This window comes from Lactobacillus sp. W8172 (genome assembly GCF_016102055.1).
GTDB lineage: Bacteria > Bacillota > Bacilli > Lactobacillales > Lactobacillaceae > Lactobacillus > Lactobacillus apis_A.
The window spans coordinates 421,343-444,356 of sequence record NZ_JACFPG010000001.1 but is presented as its reverse complement, the minus strand read 5'-3'; the positions used below and the strand labels follow the sequence as shown (position 1 = coordinate 444,356).

21 protein-coding genes are annotated in these 23,014 nt (G+C 36.9%); 20 read left to right on the top strand and 1 reads right to left on the bottom strand.

The annotated features are described in order from the left end of the window. The first annotated feature begins 183 nt into the window (after nt 1-183). The 10 genes from ezrA (at nt 184) to mreD (ending at nt 12,556) form a co-directional block, all read left to right on the top strand. Nucleotides 184-1,899 (top strand): septation ring formation regulator EzrA, encoded by a 1,716-nt coding sequence (ezrA, locus tag H3R21_RS02070; protein WP_198182648.1) that lies wholly within the window; start codon nt 184-186, stop codon nt 1,897-1,899. A 215-nt stretch (nt 1,900-2,114) separates the two neighbouring features. After that, nucleotides 2,115-3,272, top strand: a complete 1,158-nt coding sequence (locus tag H3R21_RS02065; RefSeq protein WP_198182645.1) for a cysteine desulfurase family protein — start codon at nt 2,115-2,117, stop codon at nt 3,270-3,272. A gap of 6 nt (nt 3,273-3,278) precedes the next feature. Beyond that, nucleotides 3,279-4,496: a tRNA uracil 4-sulfurtransferase ThiI gene (gene thiI, locus H3R21_RS02060; protein WP_198182644.1), complete on the top strand. Its 1,218-nt coding sequence runs from the start codon at nt 3,279-3,281 to the stop codon at nt 4,494-4,496. A gap of 279 nt (nt 4,497-4,775) precedes the next feature. Next, on the top strand, nt 4,776-7,415 hold the full coding sequence (locus H3R21_RS02055) for a valine--tRNA ligase (RefSeq protein ID WP_198182642.1): 2,640 nt from the start codon (nt 4,776-4,778) through the stop codon (nt 7,413-7,415). A gap of 2 nt (nt 7,416-7,417) precedes the next feature. Beyond that, nucleotides 7,418-8,692, top strand: a complete 1,275-nt coding sequence (locus H3R21_RS02050; protein WP_198182640.1) for a folylpolyglutamate synthase/dihydrofolate synthase family protein — start codon at nt 7,418-7,420, stop codon at nt 8,690-8,692. Further along, nucleotides 8,682-9,359, top strand: a complete 678-nt coding sequence (locus tag H3R21_RS02045) for an HAD family phosphatase (RefSeq protein WP_109715406.1) — start codon at nt 8,682-8,684, stop codon at nt 9,357-9,359. Before H3R21_RS02050 ends, H3R21_RS02045 begins: the two co-directional genes overlap by 11 nt. Before the next feature lie 38 nt (nt 9,360-9,397). Further along, nucleotides 9,398-10,021: a RadC family protein gene (locus H3R21_RS02040; RefSeq protein WP_046306698.1), complete on the top strand. Its 624-nt coding sequence runs from the start codon at nt 9,398-9,400 to the stop codon at nt 10,019-10,021. Nucleotides 10,022-10,118: 97 nt separating this feature from the next. Further along, nucleotides 10,119-11,123 carry a rod shape-determining protein gene (locus H3R21_RS02035; protein WP_198182638.1) on the top strand — a complete coding sequence of 335 codons (1,005 nt, stop codon included), beginning with the start codon at nt 10,119-10,121 and terminating at the stop codon, nt 11,121-11,123. A 51-nt stretch (nt 11,124-11,174) separates the two neighbouring features. After that, on the top strand, nt 11,175-12,023 hold the full coding sequence (mreC, locus tag H3R21_RS02030; protein WP_198182636.1) for a rod shape-determining protein MreC: 849 nt from the start codon (nt 11,175-11,177) through the stop codon (nt 12,021-12,023). Further along, complete coding sequence (gene mreD, locus H3R21_RS02025) at nt 12,023-12,556, top strand: rod shape-determining protein MreD (protein WP_198182634.1); 534 nt, start codon at nt 12,023-12,025, stop codon at nt 12,554-12,556. Before mreC ends, mreD begins: the two co-directional genes overlap by 1 nt. Nucleotides 12,557-12,599: 43 nt before the next feature. Here the strand turns inward: mreD and H3R21_RS02020 are convergent, their stop codons facing one another. Then, a complete protein-coding gene (locus H3R21_RS02020) occupies nt 12,600-12,731 on the bottom strand; it encodes a DUF4044 domain-containing protein (RefSeq protein WP_122035000.1) in 132 nt (43 codons plus the stop codon). A gap of 102 nt (nt 12,732-12,833) precedes the next feature. On the opposite strand from H3R21_RS02020, the gene H3R21_RS02015 reads away from it, so the two are divergent. From H3R21_RS02015 to ftsA, 10 genes are all read left to right on the top strand, one after another. Next, nucleotides 12,834-13,160: a DUF3397 domain-containing protein gene (locus H3R21_RS02015; RefSeq protein ID WP_046306705.1), complete on the top strand. Its 327-nt coding sequence runs from the start codon at nt 12,834-12,836 to the stop codon at nt 13,158-13,160. A gap of 172 nt (nt 13,161-13,332) precedes the next feature. Next, complete coding sequence (gene mraZ / locus H3R21_RS02010; RefSeq protein ID WP_198182631.1) at nt 13,333-13,764, top strand: division/cell wall cluster transcriptional repressor MraZ; 432 nt, start codon at nt 13,333-13,335, stop codon at nt 13,762-13,764. Between the two features lie 8 nt (nt 13,765-13,772). Beyond that, nucleotides 13,773-14,720, top strand: coding sequence for a 16S rRNA (cytosine(1402)-N(4))-methyltransferase RsmH (rsmH, locus tag H3R21_RS02005; RefSeq protein ID WP_198182629.1), 948 nt, complete (start codon nt 13,773-13,775; stop codon nt 14,718-14,720). Between the two features lie 13 nt (nt 14,721-14,733). Next, nucleotides 14,734-15,096 carry a cell division protein FtsL gene (ftsL, locus tag H3R21_RS02000; RefSeq protein ID WP_046306708.1) on the top strand — a complete coding sequence of 121 codons (363 nt, stop codon included), beginning with the start codon at nt 14,734-14,736 and terminating at the stop codon, nt 15,094-15,096. Then, the gene (locus tag H3R21_RS01995; protein WP_198182627.1) at nt 15,096-17,261 is read left to right on the top strand and encodes a penicillin-binding protein; all 2,166 of its coding nucleotides are present in this window, start codon (nt 15,096-15,098) and stop codon (nt 17,259-17,261) included. The genes ftsL and H3R21_RS01995 overlap by 1 nt, the downstream gene beginning before the upstream one ends. A gap of 7 nt (nt 17,262-17,268) precedes the next feature. After that, complete coding sequence (gene mraY / locus H3R21_RS01990; RefSeq protein WP_232352284.1) at nt 17,269-18,231, top strand: phospho-N-acetylmuramoyl-pentapeptide-transferase; 963 nt, start codon at nt 17,269-17,271, stop codon at nt 18,229-18,231. 6 nt (nt 18,232-18,237) lie between these two features. After that, nucleotides 18,238-19,617, top strand: a complete 1,380-nt coding sequence (gene murD / locus H3R21_RS01985) for a UDP-N-acetylmuramoyl-L-alanine--D-glutamate ligase (RefSeq protein ID WP_198182625.1) — start codon at nt 18,238-18,240, stop codon at nt 19,615-19,617. Nucleotide 19,618: 1 nt separating this feature from the next. Then, on the top strand, nt 19,619-20,728 hold the full coding sequence (gene murG, locus H3R21_RS01980) for an undecaprenyldiphospho-muramoylpentapeptide beta-N-acetylglucosaminyltransferase (RefSeq protein WP_198182623.1): 1,110 nt from the start codon (nt 19,619-19,621) through the stop codon (nt 20,726-20,728). A gap of 15 nt (nt 20,729-20,743) precedes the next feature. After that, nucleotides 20,744-21,595, top strand: a complete 852-nt coding sequence (locus tag H3R21_RS01975) for a cell division protein FtsQ/DivIB (RefSeq protein WP_198182621.1) — start codon at nt 20,744-20,746, stop codon at nt 21,593-21,595. Nucleotides 21,596-21,655: 60 nt separating this feature from the next. Next, on the top strand, nt 21,656-23,014 hold the full coding sequence (ftsA, locus tag H3R21_RS01970; RefSeq protein WP_198182619.1) for a cell division protein FtsA: 1,359 nt from the start codon (nt 21,656-21,658) through the stop codon (nt 23,012-23,014).

Below are 23,014 nucleotides of genomic sequence, written 5' to 3'. Positions count from 1 at the left end.
TAAAAAAACAAGTTAAATTTAGGCCAGTTTGGTAATTATTATATTGATAAATTAAAACGTTAGAAAAAGGTCATATTTAATAGTAGATTTTAGCATTCAATTAAGATAGTTAACTTCTTTCAAATCAATCCGCACTCCGTTAAAGAAGTTTGGTATAATTGAGGGTAGTTTTGGAGGAAAAATATGACATCAACTCAGTCCATAATTGTAATAATTGCAATTTTAATTATCATTCTTATTGTAGCATTTATGCTCATCATTAATCGGAGGCAATTGCGAGAAATTATTGAGCTTGACGATATGATTACCAAGATTGACAAAATGGACTTGGGCAATGATATTGCTAAGCTTGATAAGATTGATCTTGCGGGTGAAAGTCTAACAACTTTAACAACATGGCGTAAAAACTATGAACAAGCAACTAGTAAGAAAATTCCGGAAGTTCAGGAGTTACTAGAGCAAGCTGCAGAACAAAACGCACATTATCAGCTTTTTAAGGCAAACAAAAATATTAAGCAGGCTCAAGAAATTATGAAGCCAACTTATGATGATTCTAAAAACACAAAAGACGTTTTTACAGAATTGCTTGAGTCAAATCGCGAAAATCAAATGGAATATGATGATTTGAACAAGAGCTACCAGGAGATGCGTAAAGAGGTTTTAGCAGATTCCTTTAAATATGGTGTTGCGCTTGATCAAATTGAAACTGAACTTGGTGCAATTGAAACTGATTTTACTGAGGCTAAAAGCTTAACTGCGCAGGGGGATCAGGTTGAAGCTAAGCGCGTTTTATCCAAAATAAAAGCAGCAATTAATTCGATTGGTACAAAATTACCTGAAGTTCGCGAGGCCCAGCATGAGCTTGACACGGTTTTTCGTGAACAGTTAAGTGAACTAACTGATACCTACAAAAAAATGGCTTCTTCAAAATATTGCATTACTAAGGTAAATGTTTTAGAAGAAATTAAACAAATTCGTGTTCAAGTTGATGATGCTGAAAAGCTATTAGCTGAATTAAAAATGGCAGATCTCAAGAAGGAGCTTAAGCAAATTAAGTCTGAAATAGATGGCCTATATGATGTTTTAACGCTAGAATACAAAGCTCGTCCGTTTGTTGAAAAGAATCAAGATAAAATTCAACGCTTACTTGCTCATGCACAAGTTGAATCCAAAAAGCTAGTTGAAAAATTGCGGCATATCGATGAAAGCTATGAGCTAACTCATGGCGAACTAGCTGAAAGTCGAAAACTGGAACAAGAAGTAAACGATATGAATCGGCAATATACTGTAGATACTCAGAATATTGCTGATGGAAAGGGCGTTTATTCCGAAATCAAGACTTCTTGGCTCAGCATGATAGAGCGATTACGTGAAATTAGCGATGAACAGAAGAGAATGTCACAAGACGTTGATGGGCTTTACGATGCTGAAAACGTAGCTAATGATTCAATCAATCGCTTTAAGCAAGAAGTTTCGTTAGTCTATCGCCGTTTGGAACGTAAGAAGTTACCTGGTAATCCTGATACATTTATTCAAATGTACACGTTGGTAGTTAATGAAATTGGTCATGTTGCAAAAGAGTTGAGTGAAGTTAGAATTAATATGGAAAAAATTTCTAACGAGTTAATTCAGATTTCAGACGACGTTGAACGACTAAAAAGAGAAGCAGATGAAATTATCAATTGTGCTGACTTAGTTGAATTAACTTTGCAATATTCCAACAAGTACTCTAAACATGATTCAATTAAACAGGCACAAAAGAAAACAATGCAACTTTACAGTATGGATTATAACTATAAGGATGCACTTGATACGATTGCAACAGCAATTGAAAAGGTCGAGCCTGGATCATATCAACGACTTGAGAATCTTTATTATTCTGACAAGAAGAACAATTAGACAATCTGATATAAATAAAAAGCTGTATTTATCTAAATACGGCTTTTTACTTGTAAATGGTTTTATAGCGAGGCTCTTTTGGTAATTTAAACGGAAGAATTAGGGATGAGCGACTTGTATTTAAATTATTGCATTGAAGCTAGATTTGATTTAAGCTAAAATTTATTAGTTAATGGACATTCAAGTCAATTGGGCTTAGAAGGGAGTAAAAGCTTGTGATATATTTTGACAACAGTGCCACCACTAAAATTGACCCTTCAGTTTTGGCGACTTATGATCAGGTTGCGCAAACAATCTGGGGTAATCCATCAAGTTTGCACAAATTAGGTGACCGGGCATTTCAATTATTGGAGAGTTCGCGAAAACAAATTGCTAACCTATTGGGTACGCAAGCAGATGAAATTTTCTTTACTTCTGGTGGAACTGAATCAAATAATTGGGCTATTAAAGGAACGGCTTTTCAAAAACGTAAATTTGGTAAGCATTTAATTACTTCTAGTGTTGAACATGCTTCTGTTACCAATGCTTTTAATACTTTGGAGTACTTGGGCTTTAATGTTACAAGACTGCCAGTGGATAAAGAAGGTAGAGTTAATGTCAATGATCTGCGTAACGCAATTGATTCTGATACAACTCTAGTTTCGATTATGGGTGTTAACAATGAAATTGGCACTATTCAACCAATTGAAGAGATTAGTGACTTACTATCTAATTATCCAAATATCATGTTTCATGTTGATAATGTGCAGGCATTAGGTAAAAATATTTGGTCACGTGTTTTTACGCCACGTGTTGATTTTTCAAGTCTATCTGCACATAAGTTTCATGGCCCTCGTGGTACTGGTGTTTTTTATAAAAAAGAAGGCAAAATGATTGCTCCGCTCCATGATGGTGGGGGACAAGAAAAGAGTCTTCGTTCAGGTACTGAAAATTTGCCTGCAATTGCTGCAATGGCGAAAGCAATGCGTCTGATTTTGGCTGACGAACCTGAAAAGGCGGCACGTGAAGAGGCAATTAAGGCGAAAATTGTTAATTACTTGCAAGATAAACCTGGTATTACAATTTTTTCACCAGTTTCAACAGGCTTTGCGCCACATGTTCTTTGTTTTTCGCTTGAAGGCATTCGAGGTGAGACTCTTGTTCACACGCTTGAAGATCATGATATCTATACTTCAACAACGTCTGCTTGTGCTTCAACTAAAGTAGATGAAGCAAGTACTTTGATTGCAATGAATGTTGATGACAAAATAGCTACAAGTGCAATCCGCATGAGTTTTGATGAAACTAACACACTGGATGAAGCAGATGAATTTATTAAAGTTTTTGATCAAATTTATCGTCACTTCGCTCAGATAAATCATTTAGGAGAGTAGTTTTTAATGGAATATACGGAAATTATGATTCGCTACGGCGAGCTTTCAACCAAGGGAAAGAATAGGAAGGATTTCATTGGTCGCTTAGCAGGAAATGTAACTAAAGTTCTGCGTGACTTTCCGCAAGTCGAAATTCATCCCAAGCATGACCGCATGCATATTGTTTTAAATGGTGCGCCATTTGAACAAGTTGATCAACACTTAAAAAAGGTTTTTGGTATTCAAACCTATTCCCCAACGATTAAGACTGAGAAGACTTTAAAGGATATTGAGGAAACAGCGTTAGCATTAATGAAGGAAACCTATCATGAAGGGATGACCTTTAAGGTTAATACTAAGCGCAGTGATCACCATTTCACATATGATACCAACGAATTGAATTTAATGGTTGGTGACTATTTGTTTGACCACATGTCCAACTTAAAAGTTGAAATGAAGCATCCCGACATTGTTTTGAGAATTGAAGTTCGTCAAGATGCAGTTTACATCTCTGATGAGTTGCTTCATGGTGCTGGCGGAATGCCGGTTGGAACGGGTGGAAGAGCAGTAATGATGCTTTCCGGTGGAATTGACTCTCCAGTTGCTTCCTACTTAGCATTAAAACGTGGTGTTGACATTGAAATGGTTCATTTTTATAGCCCACCATACACAACTGAGAAGGCTTTGAATAAGGCAAAAGAATTGACTGGAATATTGGCAAATTATGCTGGTCGAATTAACTTCATCGCTGTTCCATTTGCTGAGATTCAAGAAACTATTAAAGAAAAAATTCCTGAAGGTTACTTGATGACAGTTCAACGTCGTTTTATGTTAAGACTTGCTGATTTGATTCGTGAGAAGCGTAAAGATTTAGCGATTTTTAACGGAGAATCTGTTGGTCAGGTTGCTTCACAAACATTGGAATCAATGGCTGCAATTAATGATGTGACGACTACCCCTGTCCTTCGTCCTGTTGCAACAATGGATAAGACAGAAATTATCAGTTTAGCTGAAAAAATTGGCACTTTTGATTTGTCAATTCAACCGTTTGAAGATTGCTGTACTATTTTTGCACCACCACGTCCAAAGACAAAACCTAAAATGGATAAAGCACGTGAATATGAAGCTAGACTGGATGTCGATGGTTTGATAGAACGTGCGCTTGATGGTATTGAAGTTACACCAATCTACCCAGATGAGAAATTCCTGGCTAATAAAGCTGAGGAAGATACTGCATTACTGTAAAAAACATGCTATAATGGCAACAAAGTAATAATCAAGAGGTATTAATCTTATAAATAGAGAAAGGTCCATTGTTGGTGAAAGACCGAAGGAAGATTAGTTGGTAGCTTGATTGAAAACTGATTAGCTGAACTGGTAGTAAGCTAGTCCGGTGATTTGCCGTTATCATGTTTTAAGAGAGGTAGGACCTAGTCTTACCTAACTTAGGTGGTACCGCGGTTAATTAGATCGTCCTAAACAATTTTTAAATTGTTTAGGACTTTTTTTATTGGGAGGAAAAATATGAAAGATTTAGCACCTAAATATGACCCCCGTGAGGTTGAAGAGGGCAGATATCAAAAATGGCTAGATCAAGATTTGTTTAAGCCATCGGGTGACAAAAAGGCACATCCGTATTCAATTGTTATCCCACCTCCAAATGTAACTGGAAAACTGCATTTGGGTCACGCTTGGGATACTGCAATTCAAGATACTTTGATTCGGTATAAGAGAATGCAAGGTTATGACACTTTGTATTTGCCAGGGATGGATCATGCTGGTATTGCTACACAAGCTAAGGTTGAAGCTAAGTTACGTAAACAAGGCAAAGATCGTCATGAAATGGGACGTGAAGCCTTTGTTAAGCAAGTTTGGGACTGGAAAGATGAATATGCTGGAATAATTAAGAGCCAATGGGCTAAGTTAGGCTTGTCACTTGATTATTCCCGTGAGCGTTTTACGCTTGATGAAGGTTTGTCAAAAGCTGTTCGTCGCGTTTTTGTCCAATTATATAATGAAGGCTTAATTTACCGTGGCGAATATATCATTAACTGGGACCCAGAATTACAGACGGCTTTAAGTGATATCGAAGTTATCCACCAGGATGATCAAGGTGCGTTCTATCATATCAAATATCCATTTGCTGACGGCTCTGGTTTTGTTGAAATTGCAACTACTCGTCCTGAAACAATGTTTGGTGATACTGCTGTTGCAGTTGCTCACGGTGATGAACGCTACAAAGACATCGTTGGTAAAGAATTAGTTTTGCCATTAGTAGGACGTCACATTCCTATTATTGAGGATCAACACGTTGATCCTGAATTTGGAACAGGTTTGGTAAAAATCACTCCAGCTCATGATCCTAATGACTTTGCTGTAGGTAATCGTCATAATTTAGAACGAATCAACGTAATGAACGATGACGGTACAATGAATGAGAATGCTGGTAAATATGAAGGCATGGATCGTTTCGAATGCCGTAAAGCAGTAGTTGAGGATTTAAAGAAGCAAGGCTATCTAATTAAAGTTAAGCCAATCGTTCACTCGGTTGGACACTCTGAGCGTTCTGGTGTTCAAGTAGAACCTCGTCTATCAACGCAATGGTTTGTTAAGATGAAGCCATTAGCTGAAGCTGCATTAAAAAATCAGGAAACTGACAATAAGATTACTTTTGTTCCTGAAAGATTTGAGCGTACTTTTAAACAATGGATGGAAAACATCCATGATTGGGTTATTTCTCGTCAGTTATGGTGGGGTCACCAGATTCCAGCTTGGTATAACAAGAAGACTGGTGAAATGTACGTTGGTGAAGAAGCGCCAAAGGACATTGAAAACTGGAACCAAGATCCAGATGTATTAGATACCTGGTTCTCAAGCGCATTATGGCCATTTTCAACGATGGGCTGGCCAGATGAAGATTCAGCCGATTATAAACGTTATTTCCCAACCAATGCTTTGGTTACAGGTTATGACATTTTACCGTTTTGGGTAGCCAGAATGATATTTCAAGGCTTACACTTCACTCATCAACGTCCATTTAAAGATGCTGTCTTTCATGGACTAATCAGGGATGAGCAAGGGCGCAAGATGAGTAAATCATTGGGTAACGGTGTTGACCCAATGGATGTAATTGATGAATACGGTGCCGATGCCTTACGCTGGTTCTTACTTAATGGTACAGCTCCTGGCCAAGACACACGTTACAATCCAAAGCAACTTGCATCTGCTTGGAACTTTATCAATAAGATTTGGAATGCTGCTAGATTCGTAATTATGAATTTACCAGAAGATGCACAACCTGCTCATATGCCAGATACAGCTAAATTTGATTTAGCAGATGGTTGGATTTTTGACCGCCTAAATCATACTGTTAGTGAAGTTATTCGGTTATTTGATGACTATCAATTTGGTGAAGCTGGTCGTGAATTATACAACTTCATTTGGAACGACTTCTGTGACTGGTACATCGAAATGGCCAAAGTAGCTTTGAATGGTAATGATGAAGAATTAAAAGCAAGAAAACAAGATAATTTAATTTGGATTCTTGATCAAATCTTGCGTTTACTACACCCAATTATGCCATTTGTAACTGAAAAGCTTTGGCTCTCAATGCCACACGATGGTGAGTCAATTATGGTGGCTAAGTATCCTGAGGCACATGCTGAGTTTGAAAATGAGCAAGCGCGTCATGATATGGCGTTCTTGATTGAAATTATCAAGGCAGTTAGAAATATTCGTACCGAAGTAAATGCGCCATTATCATCTTCAATTGACATTATGATTCAACTTGAAGACGCTAAGAATGAAAGAATTTTAACTGATAATGAAGATTACGTTAAGAACTTCTTGCATCCAAAGGAATTGACTATTTCGACCCAAATTGCTGCACCGAAACTTGCTAAAACTGCTGTTATTTCAGGTGCACAAGTCTTTATCCCATTGGCTGACTTAGTGAATGTTGATGACGAAATTAAGCGGATGGAAAAGGAAGAAAAGAGTCTTCAAACTGAAGTTGATCGTTCAACTAAGAAATTAGGCAATCAAGGTTTCGTTGCCCATGCGCCAGAAGAAGTAATCGCTAAAGAAAAAGCTAAGAAAGCTGACTATGAAAATCAACTTGAAAGTGTACGTCAACGAATTGAAGAATTAAAGAAGGGTGAATAAAATTGTTTTTTACCAACGCTCAAGATGTGATTAAGCACTTATATTCACTTCCTAAACTACATGAAAAAGCTGACCTAACCTATATTAAGCACGTCTTAAAACTATTAGGAGATCCACAAGATCAGGTGAAAACGATTCATGTTACGGGCACAAATGGTAAAGGATCTACTTCTTATTATTTGAGTAATTTGTTGCAAAAGGCTGGTCAAAAGACTGGCCTTTTTGTTTCACCGTACATTTTTGAGTTTAATGAGCGAATACAGTTAAACGGCCAGAATATTAGTGATTCTGAATTGGTTAGAATTGCCAATCTAGTTGAAAACGCACTCGACCAAATTAGAATCGAAGATCCTAATTTTGCTTTAGTGACGTTTGAATATGAAGTTGTCGCTGCCTTTGTTTACTTTGAACAAGTTAAATGTGACTATGCCGTGATTGAAGTTGGAATAGGTGGTGAACATGATAAAACCAATGTTATTACCCCGGAAGTTAGCATCATTACAACTGTCGGACTTGATCACGAAGATGTAATTGGTCCCACACTACTTGATATTGCTCGTGAAAAAAGTGGAGTTATCAAAACCAAGCGTCCAGTTGTTCTAGGTAATCTACCTAAGGAAGTAATGCCAATTATTGAGGAGAGAGCTCGCGAAAAAAGTTCTCCAATAAGTAAATTGGGTAAGGACTTTTTCGTTTCGGGTGACCAAAAAATACGTTATAGGGATAACAAGAAAAAGTTATCTTTCAATCTTAGACCAGAAGTTGAGGGCTTTGACATTGCTATCGCGATTCAAGCATTTTCGCTTTTACATTTGCCTTTAGCGTCTGATGAAATTGAAGAGGCGATTAATCAGACAATTATTCCTGGTCGTTATCAAGTATTGCAGTCTGAGCCATTAATCATTTTAGATGGAGCTCACAATATTCAAGCAATGCAGAACTTGCTTAATTTTATTCATGAGCAAGCACATCTTCGTCATGGCACGGTTCGCATTTTAATGATGATGATGCGTGATAAAGATTTAGACGAGGTTTTCTCATTATTCCAGCCAACAGATCAAGTAGAATTGACAACGATTGATTATCCTCGTGCCGCTAAGAAAAAAGACTTTCCAGATTGGGTTGTGCAGAAGTATCCATACCAAGAAAATTGGCAATCAGCCTATAAGCAATTAAAACTTGAAAGTCAAGCAAATGATATACTATTAGTAACAGGATCGTTTTATTTGGTGGGAGAAATTTTACATTTAGAGGAGAACGCCAAAAATGAAAATTAATGGTATTGATGCAGAAATTAACGGTATCCTTTTCGATATGGATGGCTTGCTCGTTAATTCTGAAAATTTGTATTGGAAGGCTAACATTCAAGCCGCTAAAGAAGCAAATTTGGGCATTCCAGACGACACATATCTCAAACTTGTTGGCTCAACCAATAATGATATGCAGGATTTTTACCAAAAGTACTTCTCTGGTGATGAGCAACGTGATTGTTTTATTAAGCGGACCGATGAACTGGTATGGCAGTGGACGAACGAAGGAAAGTTGAAATTACGTCCTGGTGTCCAACAAGCACTTGATTTATTTCAGAAAAAGCAGATACCAATGGCGGTTGTTACAAGTAATACCGAGGATGTGGTAGAGCATAATTTATGGATGACGGGAATTAGGAATTATTTCCAATTTCACTTGAATTATGATGATGTAAAGAAAAATCACGTAAAGCCTAAACCAGCACCCGATATTTATCTGTTGGCTGCTAAAAAATTAGGAATACCGCAAAATAATATTTTGGCATTTGAAGATTCATCAGCCGGTTTGCAATCTGCTGTTGCTGCAGGAATCAAGTGCGTCATGGTGCCTGATTTAATTCCAGCAGGAGAGAGTGATAAAAAAATTGCGGTAGAAGTTTGCAGTGACTTTTTCGCTTTCTTAAAAAAAGTTTAACGTCTTTTTGCGTATTAAATAGTGAAAGGAATGATTTAATGAAATTTATTAAGTCCAGACACTATTTGATAGACACTGATATTGTGATTTTGACTAAGCTGTTTGACCAGCTGAAGAAAGTTGGAATAACTGATTATGATCAGTTAATTAAGAGACTAAATCAGTTGAATATTGTTAGCTTTGACGATTTACTTGAATATTTGTCTGATTTCAAATGTGATGATAAAGTTGCAGTGATGGGCGAAATGGTGCTTGAGCGTTTACGGATGGCTGTCTATGATCGTGATGCAGTGCTGACTTCTAGTAATGAAGTGGGGATGTATTTAACGGACAAGCTGGCGAATCGTAAGCAAGAGGAACTGTGGGCTATTTATATAGATAATAGCAACCATATAATTGCTGAAAAATGTTTGTTCAGAGGCACACTAGATAAGTCTGTGGCCCATCCGCGTGAAATTTTTCGTTGGGCATTGATATATGCATGTGCTGGTGTTTTTGTTGTTCATAACCATCCAAGCGGCAAATTAGTACCATCAAAAAGCGATTTAGAGTTGACCAAGTTGTTGCACAGCGCAAGTGATATGCTACATATCGACTTTTTGGATCATTTTATCGTTGGAAAAGGGCACTATTTAAGCATGCGCGAGCATCAATTGTTTTAAGTTCGTCTTAAAGTTTATACTGCGCTTCTTTTTTAAGTCTGAGTTTATGCTATAATGATTCAAGATTTAGAGACTGCAGTAATAAGGAGAGATTTTCGTGTTTGGATTAGGAGCAAAAAATATTGGTATCGACTTGGGTACAGCAAATACACTTGTCTATATAGAAGGTAAAGGGATAGTTTTAAGAGAACCTTCTGTTGTTGCTAAAAATACTCATACTAATAAAGTAATCGCTGTTGGTTCAGAAGCCAGAGAAATGATTGGTAGAACCCCATCAAGCATCGTTGCAATTAGACCGATGAAAGATGGTGTTATTGCCGATTACGATACAACTGCTTCAATGTTAAAGTATTTTATTGAGAAGACCGTTGGCGATTCTAAGCCTTCAGTAATGATTTGTGTTCCATCTGGTGTAACTGAAGTGGAAAAACGAGCAGTAATTGATGCTGCTCGAGTAGCTGGTGCACGTGAAGCTTATGTGATTGAAGAACCATTTGCTGCTGCAATTGGTGCTGGATTACCAGTAATGGATCCTACCGGTTCAATGGTAGTTGATATTGGTGGTGGAACAACAGATGTTGCAACTATTTCACTAGGCGGAATTGTATCTTCAACCTCAATTCGTCAAGCAGGCGATAAGTTCAACGCCGCTATTGTAAATTATGTTCATTCCAACTTTAATCTGCTAATCGGTGAACGTACTGCTGAAGATATTAAGATTCAAATTGGATCTGCATCAGTTGAAAAAGCAAAAGAAATTGAGTCAGTCAATATTCGTGGTAGAGACTTAGTTACTGGTCTACCAAAATCTGTTGATATCAAAGCAGAAGATGTGTCACGTGCCATTCAAGACGTTGTTCAAGATATTATTGTTGCTATTAAAGAAACACTTGAACAAACATCACCAGAAATTGCTGCTGATGTTATCGACCATGGTATTGTCTTAACCGGTGGTGGCGCCTTACTTAAAAATTTACCTGATGTTATTTCTGAGGCTACGAAAGTTCCTGTGTTCATTGCTCAAGACCCACTGGACTGTGTTGCAGTTGGAACAGGTGAATCTCTCAAAAACATTGAAATAATGCGTAGAAGTCGCAGATAAAATTTTAAAAGCCGGCTATTTTTGCCGGCTTTTCTTTAGGGATCATTCCAGATGAAGAAATTTCTACAAAATAAAAAAATATTATCAGTTTGCATTGTTGTCATTGCTCTTTTTGCAGTGATTGGTGGCTCTGTTAGTTTGCGTAACAAAAGAAATACTCCACTTGTAATTCAAAGTTTAGGTAATGATATTGTTGCATTAGGTGCCAGAATTGTCGATTTTCCAATCGGTATAATTTCTGGTGGATTCAACAATGTTAATGAGTTGCTAAATACACAAAATGAGAATAATTACTTAAAAAGTCGTGTGTCTGAACTAGAGCAAACGAAAGCACGTAATTCTTGCCTTGAAGCGGAAAATAAGCAGCTGAAGTCAGCTTTAAAACTTAAGAAAACTCTTACTGATTTTGAGCAAGTTAATGCATCAGTAATTGCTCGTTCTCCTGATAGTTGGACAGATATCCTGGTTATTAACAAAGGGACAACTTCTGGCTTACATAAAAATATGGCCGTAATGTCTGGCGGTGGTGTTATCGGACGAATTGTCGAAGCAGACGTTGCATCAGCTAAGGTTGAATTAATTACAACTACTGACAAGTCTACCAATCGTTTCGCCGTGGAAGCTGAGGCTACCAACGGGAAAAAGGTTCATGGCATTATCACTGTTATCGGAGATAAGACACTGGCATTCACTCAGGCAGTTGATAGTAAAAAATTAAAGCAAGGCACTAGGATATATACTAGTGGAATGGGCGGCAATTTTCCTAAAGGTTTATTAATCGGGGAAGTTGCGGCTACAACTCACGATTCTTTTGGTTTATCTGACTTGATAAAAGTAAATCCTGCTGGTGAGTTGAATGACCCAACAACAGTAACCGTAATTAAGAGGACGGTGGACTGATGAGCGCGTTAAAGAAATATACACTAGCATTTGCTTTATTCATTACCTTAGCTTTAAATGGTAGTCTTTCATTATATCTACATCAGTTGTTTGGCTTTAATAGTGGAGCTAATTTATTACTACCAATTGGGATGATGCTAGTTGCATTAATTGATGATATTAACCGAAGAGAACTTTGGTTAGCATTCGGTACAGGCATTGTAAGTGATGTTTTTTTCTTTGGTGCCATTGGTGCATATACAGTTAGTTTGCCGTGTGTCTGCTGGCTTTTGCAAAAAGCAGCCCGTTTTTTGCCAGAGTTATTTTGGACTAGAGCTGTCTTTACATTAATTGGGACAATTTTTTTGATTGTTTATAACTGGTTGTTCTTTAACCTAACTGGTATCATTAGAGTATCACTAGGGATGTTAGTAAAAGGATTGCTACCAACTCTTTTATGGTCAGCTGTTTTCATTATACTAACGTACTGGATTTGGAATTGGTTAGCTGTAAAGTTTCCATTTATGGTGAAACAAGAGAATTATCGTTCTTAAATTTTGGGTAAATAAAAAAACGTGAGATTGTTTCTCACGTTTTTTATTCGAAAAAGCCGATTTGACTTAATGCCTGAACGACAACAGCTGCTAAAGTAATAATAGCCATTAGCCATGCCATAAAAATAGTTAACTTTTCAAAGCCTGATTTTTTCTTTTTACGTCTTCGCGTCATTTGTTGACCTCCTGTTTGAACAATATTTTATTCTACTTAATTATTTTTTTCAAACGGCTAATAGGATAAAATAGAAACAAAGTAAGTAGAGGAAGAACAAATATGCTTTTAATCTTTATGTTACCAGTTATTGGAATAGTAATAGCTGCCTTACTAAATAAGCTTTTTCCAAAAGCAAAATTTAGAGGCTACGATATTTTGCCGTTTTTTTTAATTGCAGCTTGTCATTTGATAGTCGTTCAAGAAGAGAGACCAGATTTTTTGCCATATGGCTTTTTCATGTTTTTTATTTTAGTAATAATTGTTGCAGTTAGTGAGGCAATAAAAAATAAAAACATTTCATTGGGTAGAACAATGAGAGAAATTTGGGATTTTTTAACTATGAATACCATTTTTTGGTATGTTGGTTTATTATTTTTGATGATTTAAGTGGGCATAATTCACCACCAGCGAAATAAGCTTAAAAGATTGAAATCTTGCAAAAAGATTTCAATCTTTTTTTATTTTTAAACGTGAAAAAATAAAAAAGTAGAAAAGTGTACTAAAAGGTGGTAGAAAGTGGTGGAATGTGGTAAATTATTATCTGGAAGGGGGCTAGACCATGTTCATGGGTGAATTCCATCACAATCTTGACAGCAAAGGGCGTTTAATTATTCCCGCTCGTTTGCGTACTCAAATTGGTGATAAGATGGTATTTACTCGTGGGATGGAAGGCTGCATTTTTGGCTACACACTTGATGAGTGGCAAAAAATTGAAGCTAAGCTAGCAAAACTTCCATTAACTAAGAGGAACGCGCGTAGTTTTACGCGATTGTTTTACTCTGGTGCAATGGAATGCGAGTTTGATAAACAAGGACGTGTTAATCTGACCACAACATTGAAGGAACACGCTTCCTTGGTTAAAGAATGTGTCATCGTTGGTGTATCTGACCGAATCGAAATTTGGGCCAAGGAACGCTGGGAAGAATTTAGTGAAGATGCTAATGGAAACTATGATGATATCGCAGAAGATTTGGATGATATTGAACTATAAAAATGACTATGGAATTCAAACACACCAGTGTACTCTTACATGAAACAATTGAAAATTTAAATCCCCAAAACGGTGGTCTATACGTAGACGCAACTTTTGGCGGTGGCGGACATGCAAAATATTTGCTAAGCAAGCTTGAAAATGGAACGCTTATTGGTTTCGATCAAGATGAATATGCAATAAAATCAGCACAGTTAAACTTTGCTAGTTTATTAGATCCTAATAGTGACCCTAAGTTACAGTTGGTACACGACAATTTTAGTCATTTAAAGAAGAATCTGGTTGAGCTAGGTTATCAAAATGGCATTGACGGCATATACTATGATTTGGGTGTTTCATCCCCGCAATTTGATCAGGCAGGACGCGGTTTCTCTTACCGTTTTGATGCTAGATTGGATATGCGTATGGATCAAAGTCAAAGTCTTGATGCATACCAGTTAGTGAACAACTCCAGCCAAAAAGAGCTAGCAGATATTTTGTACAAGTTTGGTGATGAAAAATATTCACGACAAATTGCTCGCAAAATCGTTGAAAGAAGACAAAACAGACCAATAGAAACAACTTTTGAATTGGTAGAGGTTATTAAGGAAGCAATTCCTGCGTTTGCACGTCGAACTGGGGGACATCCTGCTAAAAAGACATTTCAAGCATTACGCGTGGCTGTTAACCATGAGCTTGATGTGTTGCGGGAGTCACTTGAGGAAGCTATTGAGCTCTTAAAGCCCGGTGGCAGAATTAGTGTAATTACCTTTCAGTCTGATGAAGACAAAATCGTAAAGAATATTTTTAGAAAGTATTCTGAAGTTGAAGTACCAAGAGGAATGCCAATGATACCAGATAGTATGAAGCCAACACTTCGCCTGGTCAATCGGAAACCAATTGTTGCTTCAAAAGAAGAGTTGGAAAACAATAACCGCTCACACAGTGCAAAGTTGCGAGTTGCAGAAAAATTGTGAAGAGGAAATAGCAATGGCTGATAGTTTAGCAAGAAAAATAGAATTTAATCCTAATAATCAAGAAGAGCCCCAAAAAAGAAAAAGACAAGTTCTTGACCATCGCCATGTTGCTTGGAATTGGTTAGAGCGAACTTTACTTGCCGTGGGCACCTTAATCACAATTGGCTTGATGACAATGTTAGTGTCTTCAAGCATTTCCGCTACTTCAGCTCAACATGAACTTACTAGTGTGCAACGTGCAGTTGCTAAAAAGCAAAGTCAAGTAAGTGATTTACACCAAGAATTAGGCGAGTTAACCTCAAGTGCAAGACTTAACAAGATTGCCAAAGATAAGGGGTTAGCTTTGATTGAAAAAAATATTAGGACTATTCACTAATGAAAAAACACATTAGTAATTTAAATTTACAGAAATCCAAAGCTCACAAATATCGTTTTACTGTAGGAAGATTCCTTCAGGTAGCTGTAGCTTTGGTTTTTCTTGTATTTACGGGCAGATTTTTATATATAGGAATATCTAAAACAGTTAGCGGTCAAGACTTGACTAAAAAAACTGAGCAGTTATACATGAGAAATCAAATTTTAAAAGCAACTCGTGGGACAATTTATGATCGTAATGGTCTTGCGGTTGCTCAGGATTCTCACCTATATACAATTTATGCAATTTTGGATAAATCTTCGATCAATTATAAAAATAAGCCCGAATACGTTGTAAATAAAGCAGAAACTGCAGAAAAATTAGCGAAGGTCCTACCGCTTTCTGCTGACAAGGTTTTGCAGTATTTAAATCCGAGTCATCCGGCCTTTCAGGTTCAATTTGGAACTGCTGGTGTTGGATTGACCCGAAAAGAAAAAGAACGAATTGAAAAGATGAAGTTACCAGGAATTAAGTTTTTTGAAACTCAATCGAGACTCTATCCTAATGGTAATTTTGCTTCTCACATTGTTGGTTTGGCTACGCCAGAGTATAACAAAAAAACTAAGACCCAAGACCTGATTGGAACCATGGGACTTGAAGCTTGGTATAATGATGTTTTATCAGGCAAGGATGGATACCAAATTTCGTCAGTTGATGCTTCAAACTTTCAAACACCTAATAGTGTTCAAAATTATCAGGCACCAAAAGATGGTAATAACATTTATTTGACCATTGATTCACAATTGCAAGAGTATCTTGAAAATCGCTTGTCGTATGTTCAAAGCAATTTTAATCCAGTTTCAATTACTGCCGTTGTAGAAGATATGAAAACTGGTAAAGTCCTGGCCGCTTCACAAAGACCTACTTTTAACCCGCAAACAAAAAAGGGAATGGAAAAGTCATACCGGAACATTTTGGTACAAGATACATATGAACCAGGCTCTGTATTTAAGGTATTAACTTTATCTGCGGCAGTTAATAGTGGAAATTATCACCCAAATCAATACTACAATTCTGGTTCGGTAACAGTTAGTGGTTCAGTAATTCATGACTGGGAAATTCATGGGTGGGGAAGTATCCCATTTTCTCAAGCTTTTCCTCGATCAAGTAATACTGGTTTTGTTCATCTTGAACAACAAATGGGTGCAAAAACTTGGCGTAAGTATTTGAATGAATTTCATATTGGGCAAAATACTGGCGTAACTTTGCCAGGTGAGCAACCAGGAATGATTGCTTTTAAATCACCAATTGATCAAGCTGTTACAAGTTTTGGTCAAGGCGTAAATGTTAATGTTATGCAGATGATGCAAGCCTTTAGTAGTTTGGCTAATGGCGGTCAAATGGTAAAGCCACAGTTTGTTGAGAAAGTAACGGATTCTGAAGGTAAGACAATTACCAATTATCAAATCAAAAACGTTGGTGAACCAATTTATTCGAAAGAAACTGCGCAAGTAGTTCTTGAAAATATGCAACGTGTATTAAATAAGAAAATAGGCACAGGTTCTGTTTACCGCATTAAAGGCGAAAGTATTGCGGTCAAGACTGGAACTGCTCAAATTGCAAATACCAAGGGTGGAGGCTACCTTAAGGGCGACAATAACTATACTTTTTCTGTTGTTGGCGTCACCCCAGCCAAACACCCACGTTATTGTATTTATATAACTGTGAAACAGCCTCGGCGGATGAGCAAACCTGCAGAAGTTATCTTAGCTTCAATTTTCAAGCCGATGATGAAACGCGTCATTTTAATGTCAAAAAACGAGGTAAATGACACAACTATCATTAAGACACCTGATTTTAAAGGAATGTCATATTCAGAAGCTGAGAAAAAGGCACGTCAAATAGGACTGAAGCTTGCTAAGGTAGGCAGTGGTGATAAAATAAGCGGGCAGTCAATTGCCAAAGGACAAAAACAAGAAGCAGGTAACAAAATCTTTGTTTTAACTTCCGGTAAAATAGAATGTCCAAAAATGAATGGCTGGACAGTTGAAGAATTGCGTCAATTTGAAAATTTAACTGACGTGAAGTTGGATATTCAGGGCGCTGGTAGAGCTAGCCGGCAAAGCGTGAAACCTGGTGTCACTATTAAGCCAGGTACTAAAATAAAAATCAAATTAAAGGAGTAGCATTTTTATGCTTATCATTAGCATTATTGCATTAGTTAGTTCGTTAGCATTAACAGGAATTTTTCTTCCATGGATGATTATCTTTATGAGAAGTCACCATGAGGGACAAGAAATTCGTGATGAAGGCCCTAAATGGCATGAGAAAAAATCGGGAACGCCGACAATGGGTGGTGTGATCTTTGTCCTTTCTGCCGTTATTTCAACAGTATGGGTAGCTGCTTGGCAAAACCAGTTGAATAAGTTAATTTGGATTTTGGTAATTAGTTTATTAGGTTACGGTATTATTGGTTTTTTAGATGATGGAATTAAACTGTTTTATAAGCGAAACTTAGGTTTAAAGGCTTGGCAAAAGTTCACTTTGCAAATCTTAATTGCGGCTTTAATTGTACTAATTGCAGCAACTGATAATTTTAAATTTGGTCTTTATATTCCATTTTTTGGCATTGTGACAAGCGCAATTCTGTTTACAATCTTTGTTATTTTCTGGTTGGTTGGTTTTTCAAATGCAGTTAACCTGTCTGACGGGCTGGACGGTTTAGCTACCGGTTTATCAATTATCGCCTACGGTACGTATGCGTATTTAGCACTAAAGCAAAAGAACTTTGCTGTACTAATTTTTTGCATGAGTGTAATGGGTGGACTTATTTCTTTCTTTATTTTTAACCACAAACCAGCCAAAATTTTTATGGGTGATGCTGGTTCACTCGCTCTAGGTGGTGGTTTAGCTGCCGTAAGTATCTTTTTAAATAGACCATGGTCGTTGTTACTAGTTGGAATCGTGTTTGTCTGCGAAACGGCAAGTGTAATCTTACAAGTAATTTCTTTCCAAACAACTGGTAAGAGAATTTTTAAAATGACACCTATTCATCATCATTTTGAAATGTTAGGCTATTCTGAATGGAAAGTTGATATTATTTTCTGGCTAACTGGTTTAATTGGCAGTATTTTATATTTAGTTATTTGGGGATAAAACAAAATGAGGCAGATTGAGACATATAAAAATAAAAATATTTTAGTCTTAGGATTAGGAAAAAGTGGCTTTGCTGTAAGTGAATTGTTGCTTAAACTTGGTGCAAAATTAACTTTAAACGATAAGGCTGATCTCGATCAAAATCCTCATGCACAAGAATTAAAGAAGCTTGGTGTAAGGGTTATTGGTGGCCAACATCCAGTTGGTTTGCTTTCAAAAGAGCACTTTGATTATTTGGTTAAAAACCCAGGTATTCCATATGACAACCCAATGGTAAAGGAAGCAACCAAACTAGACTTACCAATTATCACCGAGCCGGAGGTTGCTTTAAGTGTCAGTGATGCTCCATATATCTGTGTTACCGGTTCTAATGGTAAAACAACAACGGTAATGTTGACTCAACAAATTTTGGAGCATCATTTAGTAAAAAGTGGACATCATGCATACGCGGTAGGCAATATTGGACGACCAATTGCAGAAGCTGTTACTGAGGCTACTAAGGATGATGTCCTGGTTGTTGAAATGTCAAGCTTCCAATTGATGGGTGTGACTGATATAAATCCACGCGTTGCAGCAATTATTGACATTTATGATAATGTTCACCTTGATTATCATAAAACCTTTGCGAATTACGTAGCTGCTAAGTTAAATGTTACAAAGACACAATCAGCAGATAACTATTTTTTAGCTAATTCTGATCAAAAAGACATCTTAGAAAAGGAAAAGGCAATTACCAAGGCCAAAATACAAACTTTTTCAGAAAAAGATCAAATAGCAGATTACTTTATCGCTGACGGATATTTGCAAGATCAAAACGAAAAGATTATGGCAACTAAGCAAATGAAGCTGCCAGGAATCCATAACCAACAAAATGCCTTAGTGGCAATTGCTATCGCTAAGATCATGGGGGCAGAAAATGAAGACATTCAAGCAGTCTTGGCAACTTTTACCGGTGCTAAACACCGCTTACAGTATGTCATGACACTTGATGGTCGAAAGATTTATAATGATTCTAAATCCACTAATATAGAGGCTGCATCAGTTGCTATCCCATCTTTTCAAGAACCAGAAGTTTTGATTGCAGGAGGTTTAGATCGTGGATTTACATTTGATGACTTAGTACCATTATTAAAAAAGCACGTAAAAGCAGTTGTTCTTTATGGTGAAACAAGATACTTGTTAGCAGACGCTGCTCGTAAGGCTGGTATCACTGATATTGTGATTGAAAACAGCTTACAAGAGGCGGTGCCCAAAGCATATGAGTTAACCCAACCGGGCGATGTTTTACTATTTTCACCAGCATGTGCCTCGTGGGATCAATTCCGTACTTTTGAAGAACGTGGCGACTGTTTTATAAATTTTGTTAAGGAACTGAAAACTAAATAAAATGAGAATTATTTTTACAGGTGGTGGCACGGGTGGCCACATTTATCCAATAATGGCATTAATAGAACGACTTAAAGAGCGTAATTTAGCAACCGATGATGAGATTTTGTTTGTCGGAACGCAAAAAGGGCTTGAAGCAAAAATCGTTCCTGCGGCTGGAGTAAACTTTAAGACACTTGAATTGCAGGGTTTTACTAGAAAGCACTTACTAAGTAACTTTACAACGGTCAACTTATTCATTAAGGCGACTAAAAAGGCTAGAACGATAATTGATGATTTTAAGCCAGATGTTGTTGTAGGCACGGGTGGCTATGTGAGTGGAGCAATGGTCTACGCTGCTGCCAAAATGAATATTCCCACGATGATTCATGAATCTAATTCCGTTGTTGGTGTCGCAAATAAGTTTTTAGGTCATTATGTTGATAAAATTTGTTATACCTTTGATGATGCAGCTGCCCAGTTTACCGAAAAGAAAAAGCTGGTAAAAACTGGTAACCCTCGTTCGCAGCAGGTGTTAGGTCTTGCTTCGACAAAAGTTGACTTGCAAAGCAAATTGGCACTTAATCCTGACACCCCAACGGTACTAGTTTTCGGTGGTTCTAGAGGTGCTTTAGCTCTGAATCGGATTATGCTAAAATCACTGACTAAGTTAATGAAAAAACCGTATCAAGTGATCTGGGTGACAGGTACATACTACTATGATGAAATTCAAAAGAAATTAGCCGACTTTAACTATGGTCCAAGCATCAAAGTACTGGCTTATGTTGAGGACATGCCAGCTCTCTTACCCAAGATGACTTGTGTTGTTTCAAGATCTGGGGCGACTAGTATCGCAGAATTTACGGCATTGGGCGTACCAGCAATTTTGATTCCTAGTCCCAATGTTACCCATAATCATCAAATGAAAAACGCTCTTGACCTTGAAAAAGCTGGAGCAGCAACGGTTATTGCTGAAGATGATTTAAATCCTAACAATTTTATTTCTTCAATTGATCACATTTTACTAGATCAGAAATATGCTGATGAAATGAGTTCAGCGTCTAAGAAATTGGGCGTACCAGATGCGTCAGATCAGGTTATTAAAGTGATGGAAGAAATAGCCAAAAAATAAAAGCAGGTGAGGTAGTTGACCAAGAAACGCATAACTAAGATTGATCCGGAAGAGAAATTATCGCACTACTTAGACCATCAATCTAATCAGAAAAAAAGAAAAAGTCAAAATAAAATTTCTGCTTCACTTTCTAATTTGCATAGTGAGCGTAAGTCTGCGTTGGTTAAACGGCTTGGCTTAATAATAACTATCTCAATAATTTGCTTAATTTGCCTTGGCTATTACATTTCCCCCCTTGCAAATGTTCGCAGTGTTAGGGTTGAGGGAGCGGATGATTTACCTGCTGAAGAAGTGGTTAAAACTGCTGATATTAAGGCAAGCGATAGAGTAATCGACTATTTGCTACATTGGAACGATGTAGATGAAGATCTAGCTAATAGATACACAGAAGTTAAAAATGTTGATATAAAAGTAAATCATTTCAATCAATTAAACTTAAATATTGTTGAATTTAAAACAATTGGTTATATAAAAAAAGAAAAAGGCTATTGTAAAATTCTATCAAATGGTAAACTAGGGACACAGCTTATTTCTTGGAATAAAATAGATCAGGATAAGCCTGTTTTTATTGGTTATAATCATGAGGTTTCTTTGAAAAATAATTTACAGTTATTTAATAGTCTACCTGAAGAGTTTCAGAATCAAATAAAACTCTTGAGTGGAAATACTCGTCGAAAATCACAGGTCATTTTTGTAATGAAAAATGGAAATGTAGTAATTGGCAACATTTCCACAATCAAAAAGAAATTAAAGTACTATAATAAAATAAATAATAAAGTGAAGAGAAATAGCTTGATTGACTTAGAAGTGGGTGCATATAGTCGCCCGCTGACATCAAGTGAAAAGAGGGCTTATGGCTTAATATAAGCTGTATTTATAATTGTTTTATGTTAAAATTTTCAAAAAGGCATCGACGGGGGGTTAATCTTGGACAACACAAATTTACTGGTGGGACTTGACATAGGTACTACAAGTGTAAAAGCAGTTGTAGCTGATTCCGGAAAAGTTATTGGAGCTGTCGCAGTTCCAAATAAGGGAATGCGTCACGGTAATATCGTTGATATTGATGAGACTGCAAGTGCAATCAGTTATGCGCTAAAAGAAATAAGTAAAAAGACTAACGCTAACATTTATCGGGTTGTAACTGGTATTCCAGTTGGAATGTTGCAGCTGGAAACTGCAAGTGATTTAATCAATGTTAGTGATAATGGTCAAGAAGTTGGCAATAATGACGTTAGGCGCGTTGTAGGAGCTGCAATTAGATCTGCTGTAAAAAGCGAGCGTGAACCGATTGCTTTTTTACCGAGCCGTTTTTTAATTGATGGTAGAAATGAAGTTGACGATCCGCGAAAGATGATTGCGCACTCGTTAGCTGTCCAAGGTATAGTACTGACTGCTCCTGCAAGCCCATTGCACAATATAAAAAAGGCAATTGAACGTGCTGGCTATCAAAATAATTTCTTTATTCCAACGCCACTAGCAATTTCAAGTGTTGCCCTAAATGAAAGTGAACGGACATTTGGCTCTATTATTTTAGATTTGGGCGGAGGCATAACTACTGCAACTGTTATTCATAATGGTCAGATTAAGTATGCCAACATTGATTTTGAAGGTGGTAGCGACATTACAAATGATATTTCAACCGTCTTGAGTACCTCCAAAAAAGATGCCGAGCAACTTAAACTTGATTACGGTTATGCCGAGCCTAAGCTTGCTTCTGGGAAGAATGAGTTTGCCATTAATAGTGTTGGCTCAAATGGTCAACAGATGGTGGATGAAGTTTACTTAAGTCAGATTATTAATGCGCGTATTATGCAAATAGTTAACCGGATTGAGAAGGGACTAATTAAGCATGACGCTTTAAAACTTCCTGGTGGTGTTATTATTACTGGTGGTAGCAGTTTACTACAGGGAATTGACGATATTATTGCAACAAAATTAAATATTAAAACCCGCATTTATCAACCAGATCAAATTGGGATGCGTAATCCTGTTTATTCAGCTGCATATGGCATTGTCAACTATGCGTATAAGATGTCTGATATTGACTTTTTAGTAATAAGTGCAATTTATGGCAAGAATACACTTGGAGAAAAAACTGAGATGCCTGAAAAAAATAATAAGAAGTCAAAAAGAACAGGTACCAGTAATGAAGCAAAGGGTAAAGAAGAATATAATAGAACTGAGTTACTGAAGCGGGAACGAAGAACGCAAAGTAAATCAAATAAAGATATGAAAAATAAAGAAAAAGGAATAAAGAATTTCTTTAAAAAATTCTTTGATTAA

Coding starts and splice junctions, on each gene's coding strand:
- mreD (WP_198182634.1), top strand. CDS start 12,023: ATGAGCGCGTTAAAGAAATATACACTAGCATTTGCTTTATTCATTACC.
- H3R21_RS02055 (WP_198182642.1), top strand. CDS start 4,776: ATGAAAGATTTAGCACCTAAATATGACCCCCGTGAGGTTGAAGAGGGC.
- H3R21_RS02045 (WP_109715406.1), top strand. CDS start 8,682: ATGAAAATTAATGGTATTGATGCAGAAATTAACGGTATCCTTTTCGAT.
- rsmH (WP_198182629.1), top strand. CDS start 13,773: ATGGAATTCAAACACACCAGTGTACTCTTACATGAAACAATTGAAAAT.
- thiI (WP_198182644.1), top strand. CDS start 3,279: ATGGAATATACGGAAATTATGATTCGCTACGGCGAGCTTTCAACCAAG.
- H3R21_RS02020 (WP_122035000.1), bottom strand. CDS start 12,731: ATGACGCGAAGACGTAAAAAGAAAAAATCAGGCTTTGAAAAGTTAACT.
- mraZ (WP_198182631.1), top strand. CDS start 13,333: ATGTTCATGGGTGAATTCCATCACAATCTTGACAGCAAAGGGCGTTTA.
- H3R21_RS02040 (WP_046306698.1), top strand. CDS start 9,398: ATGAAATTTATTAAGTCCAGACACTATTTGATAGACACTGATATTGTG.
- mreC (WP_198182636.1), top strand. CDS start 11,175: ATGAAGAAATTTCTACAAAATAAAAAAATATTATCAGTTTGCATTGTT.
- H3R21_RS02015 (WP_046306705.1), top strand. CDS start 12,834: ATGCTTTTAATCTTTATGTTACCAGTTATTGGAATAGTAATAGCTGCC.
- murD (WP_198182625.1), top strand. CDS start 18,238: ATGAGGCAGATTGAGACATATAAAAATAAAAATATTTTAGTCTTAGGA.
- murG (WP_198182623.1), top strand. CDS start 19,619: ATGAGAATTATTTTTACAGGTGGTGGCACGGGTGGCCACATTTATCCA.
- mraY (WP_232352284.1), top strand. CDS start 17,269: ATGCTTATCATTAGCATTATTGCATTAGTTAGTTCGTTAGCATTAACA.
- ezrA (WP_198182648.1), top strand. CDS start 184: ATGACATCAACTCAGTCCATAATTGTAATAATTGCAATTTTAATTATC.
- H3R21_RS01995 (WP_198182627.1), top strand. CDS start 15,096: ATGAAAAAACACATTAGTAATTTAAATTTACAGAAATCCAAAGCTCAC.
- ftsL (WP_046306708.1), top strand. CDS start 14,734: ATGGCTGATAGTTTAGCAAGAAAAATAGAATTTAATCCTAATAATCAA.